This window comes from Deinococcus rhizophilus, from assembly GCF_030271215.1.
Lineage (GTDB): Bacteria > Deinococcota > Deinococci > Deinococcales > Deinococcaceae > Deinococcus > Deinococcus rhizophilus.
The window spans coordinates 1-3918 of record NZ_JASNGB010000231.1; the positions used below are offsets into that span (position 1 = coordinate 1).

A 3918-nucleotide genomic window follows, 5' to 3' on the forward strand; every position below is an offset into this window, starting at 1 on the left:
GCCTCGGCCGGGGCCGGAGCCTGCCCCAGCACCACCGCCAGCACCGACAGCAGCGTGAGCATTCCCGGCCACGCCCGCAGCCACGCCGCCCACCGGGTCAGGGGCGGCAGGCTGGGGCGGGGGTCGGGAGGCTGGGACATGGCAGGTGGGGAAGGCGCGGTCGGCCGCGCAATGCCCCGGAGAATAGCAAAGGGTTGATGAAGGAATGGGGAGCGGGGTGGAGCCGGGGCCGTGCTCATGCGGTCCGCGCTCCCCTCCGTGGGACTCGCGGAACCCCTGGGCAGGGAGAACTGCGACCCTGCGACCCTGCCAACCGCGTGTCCGGGCCCGGCCCTCTAGAGCAGTTGACAGAATGACGGCCCCCGGGGAAGGGCGCCCCAGGTGCCTCCCCGAATGCCCAATGCTCTTCTTCAATTCGCTCTGCTGCGCAGCTTTGCAAGTCCGCTCGGCCAACGAATGCGGAAACCCACCGCCTTCTTATGGCACATGCTCTAGCCCCCGCTTAACCGTGCCCCGTCACCCTGCCGGTGTCCCGGTGAAGGTCACCGGGCAGAGTTTTCCAGGAGTTCCCCAGGAGTGACCCCATGAGCCAGCTCAACCGTCAGACCCTCTTCGCCCTCGCCGCCGTGCCCCTGACCGCTGGCCTCGTGCTCGCGGCGAGCGGCAGCGGCACGCCCCCGGCCCAGTCGGCTCAGCCGGAACAGAGCCAGTCCAGTCAGGCGCAGCCCGGCACCCCCCGGACCCCGGCCACACCGCCGGGCACCCGCTCCTCCGACGTGTTCGTCCAGAAGCTTGCCGCCACGCTCGGCGTCAGCGTGGAGCGGTTGCGGGCGGCGGCGGTGCAGGCGGGAAACGCCACCATCGATCAGGCGGTGGAGGCCGGGGACCTGTCCGGCGAGCGGGCCGCCCGCATGAAGGAGCGCCTTCAGAACGCGCCGCTGAACTTCGGCTCAGGTCGGGGCGGCTCCGGCGGTCACGACCACGGCGGACGCGGCTTCGGGCGCGGCTCCGGCCAGCACCACGGCGAACGGGGCGGCTTCGGCCCCGGCGGGCAGGACCAGGGCAGCGCCCCGGCGCCGGAGGACACGGGCGCGACCGGGCTGGGCACCTGACCCCTCCGCCGCCCCATCTGCGGCCCGCCGGGTGGGGAGCACCCGTCACACTGACCCCATGACCTCTCCACCCGCCCCGGCCCCGTCCGCCGCCCTGCCGTCGCCGCGCTGGTCCGCGTGGCGGCGGTTGGTGCTGCGGGCNCACTGACCCCATGACCTCTCCACCCGCCCCGGCCCCGTCCGCCGCCCTGCCGTCGCCGCGCTGGTCCGCGTGGCGGCGGTTGGTGCTGCGGGCGGGCACGCTCTACCTCGCGCTGTATTTCCTGATCGGCGGACAGCCGCTGCTGGGAACGGGCTTCGGGGCGCAGCGGGTCGCGGCGGCGGACGGGTTGCACGGCCTGCTGTTCGGCCGCCCGCTGCCGCCGTACACCATGACCGGAAGTGGGGACACGGCCTTTGACTGGACCTTTCTGCTGCTGGTGCTGGGGCTGGCGATTCTCGGTGGGCTGGTCTGGACGCTGGCGGGTCGGCGCGACCCCTCGCCCGCTTCCCTGCACCGCCTGGGCGATGGCCTGCGCGTGGTCCTGATTCTCTGGCTGACGGTGTATGCCCTGGCGAAGTTCAACTTCGGGCAGTTCGGGCTGCTGCACCCCGGCCAGCTCCTGACCACCTACGGGGAATCCAGCCCGATGGGGCTGCTGTGGCGCTTCATGGCGGCCAGCCCCGGCTACCAGTATGTCGCGGGGGTGGCCGAATTGCTGCCCGCGCTGCTGCTGTTGCACCGCCGCACGGTCACGCTGGGGGCACTGGTCGCCGCCGTCACCATGACCAACGTGCTGGCGCTGAACCTCCTCTACGACGTGCCCGTCAAGCTGTTCAGCGCCCACCTGCTGCTCGCCGCGCTGGTCCTGCTCGCGCTGGACGGCCAGAGGCTGTGGGCCTTTGCCACGGGCCGGGCCTTTGCCGCCCGGACAGCGGTGCCTTCCTCCCGCTGGGAAGCCCCGACCGCCTGGGTCGTGACGGTGCTGCTGCTCGGCGGCGCGGTCGCCAGCGGCCTGAGCGGGCTGCCCCGGCTTCAGGAGGCCCGGCAGGAGGCGGCGCAGCAGGGCGATCTGCTGCGTACCCGTGGCTTTCACTGGGTGAACGAGCGGCCGTTCAACCGCTGAGTGCCACAACAAGAGAAAGGGGCGGCCCCCCAACCGGGAGAACCGCCCCTCTCTTTTCTGCTGCGGATGCCGGGCCGCTGGAAGCTGGCCCCCCTCCCCTTACGCCTGCTCGACCTCGACCATCTCGGACGCCTCGACGATGTCGCCGATTTCCACGCCCTCCCAGTCGAGGTTGATGCCGCACTCGTAGCCGGTCTGGACCTCGCGCACGTCGTCCTTGAAGCGCTTGAGGCCCACCAGGGTGCCCTCGTAGACGACCTGCTTGCCGCGCGTGACCTTGGCCCTGGCGTTGCGGCGCAGCATCCCGTCGGTCACGTAGGACCCGGCGATGTTGCCGCTCTTGGGGTGCCGGATGACCATGCGGACCTCGGCGCGGCCCAGGTAGCGCTCCTCGAACACGGGGTCGAGGGTGCCCTTGATCAGGCGCTCGACCTCGTCGATCAGTTCGTAGATGATCCGGAAGGTCTTGATCTCGATGCCCTTGGACTCGGCCACCTTCTTCACGCCGCCCGAGGGGGTCACGCTGAAGCACAGGATGGTCGCCTCGGCGGTCGAGGCCAGCAGCACGTCGCCCTCGGTGGGAGCGCCGATGCCCGAGAGCATCACGTTGATCTTGACGTCCTCGCTCTCCTTGCGGGCCAGGATGCCCTGAATCGCCTCGACGCTGCCCTGGGTGTCGGCCCGCAGAATCAGGTTGACGGTGCGGGTCTCCCCGAGTTCGCCCATCATCTCTTCCAGGGTCAGGCGGCGGCGCTCGCGGGAGTTCTCGGCGTCGCGGCGGTCGCTGGCGCGTCCGGCGATGACCTCGCGGGCGGCGTGCTCGTTTTTCGCACTCAGGACCGTCTCGCCGCTGGCAGGGGCCTCGGAGAAGCCCAGAATCTGCACGGGCGTGCTGGGTCCGGCCTCCTTGAGCCGCCCCCCGGCCGAGTCGGTCATCGCCTTGATCTTGCCGTAGCCCTCGCCGACCACCAGGAAGTCCCCGACATGCAGGGTGCCCTGCTGCACCATCACCGTGGCGAGGACGCCCGACTGACGGTCCACCCGGCTCTCGATGATGACGCCGGAAAAGGGCGCCTCCGGGTCAGCCCGCAGGTCCTCGAGTTCGGCGGTGAGGCTGATGTACTCCAGCAGGTCCTCGACGCCCTCGCCGGTCTTGGCGCTCACGGGCACGACCACGAGGTCGCCGCCGTACTCCTCCGGCACGAGGTTGAGCTGCGTCAGGTCGGTCTTGACGCGCTCGGGGTCGGCCTGCGGCAGGTCCACCTTGTTGATCGCCACGATCATCGGGACCTTGGCGGCCTGCGCGTGCGCGATGGCCTCGCGGGTCTGGGGCATCAGCGAGTCGTCGGCGGCGATCACGATGATGGCGACGTCGGCGACGTTGGCCCCGCGCGCCCGGATGGTCGTGAACGCCTCGTGGCCCGGCGTGTCGATAAAGACGATGCGGCCCTTGCTGGTCTGGGCCTCAAACGCCCCGACGTGCTGGGTGATGCCGCCTGCTTCCTTGGCCGCGACCTTGGTCTTGCGGATGTAGTCCAGCAGGCTGGTCTTGCCGTGGTCGACGTGCCCCATGATCGTGACCACCGGGGCGCGGTGGGGCACTTCCGTGGCGGTGGAGGCCGGGGCCGCTCCGGGTTCACGCTCGGCGGTGGCCGTGGCGCTGGCGCTGGGGGCCGGGGCGGCGTTGCCCTGCGTGGCCG

The 3918-nt window shown here is 71.1% G+C and carries 3 protein-coding genes; 2 read left to right on the forward strand and 1 reads right to left on the reverse strand.

Features of this window, described 5'->3' with window-relative positions:
- Positions 1 to 584 precede the first annotated feature (584 nt).
- On the forward strand, positions 585 to 1112 hold the full coding sequence (locus QOL99_RS15665; protein WP_285525187.1) for a hypothetical protein: 528 nt from the start codon (positions 585 to 587) through the stop codon (positions 1110 to 1112).
- Positions 1113 to 1264: 152 nt separating this feature from the next.
- Positions 1265 to 2218: a hypothetical protein gene (locus tag QOL99_RS15670; RefSeq protein ID WP_285525189.1), complete on the forward strand. Its 954-nt coding sequence runs from the start codon at positions 1265 to 1267 to the stop codon at positions 2216 to 2218.
- Between the two features lie 99 nt (positions 2219 to 2317).
- Here QOL99_RS15670 and infB read toward each other — a convergent pair.
- Positions 2318 to 3918: translation initiation factor IF-2 (infB, locus tag QOL99_RS15675; protein ID WP_285525191.1), on the reverse strand; the 1601-nt coding region annotated here is incomplete at its 5' end.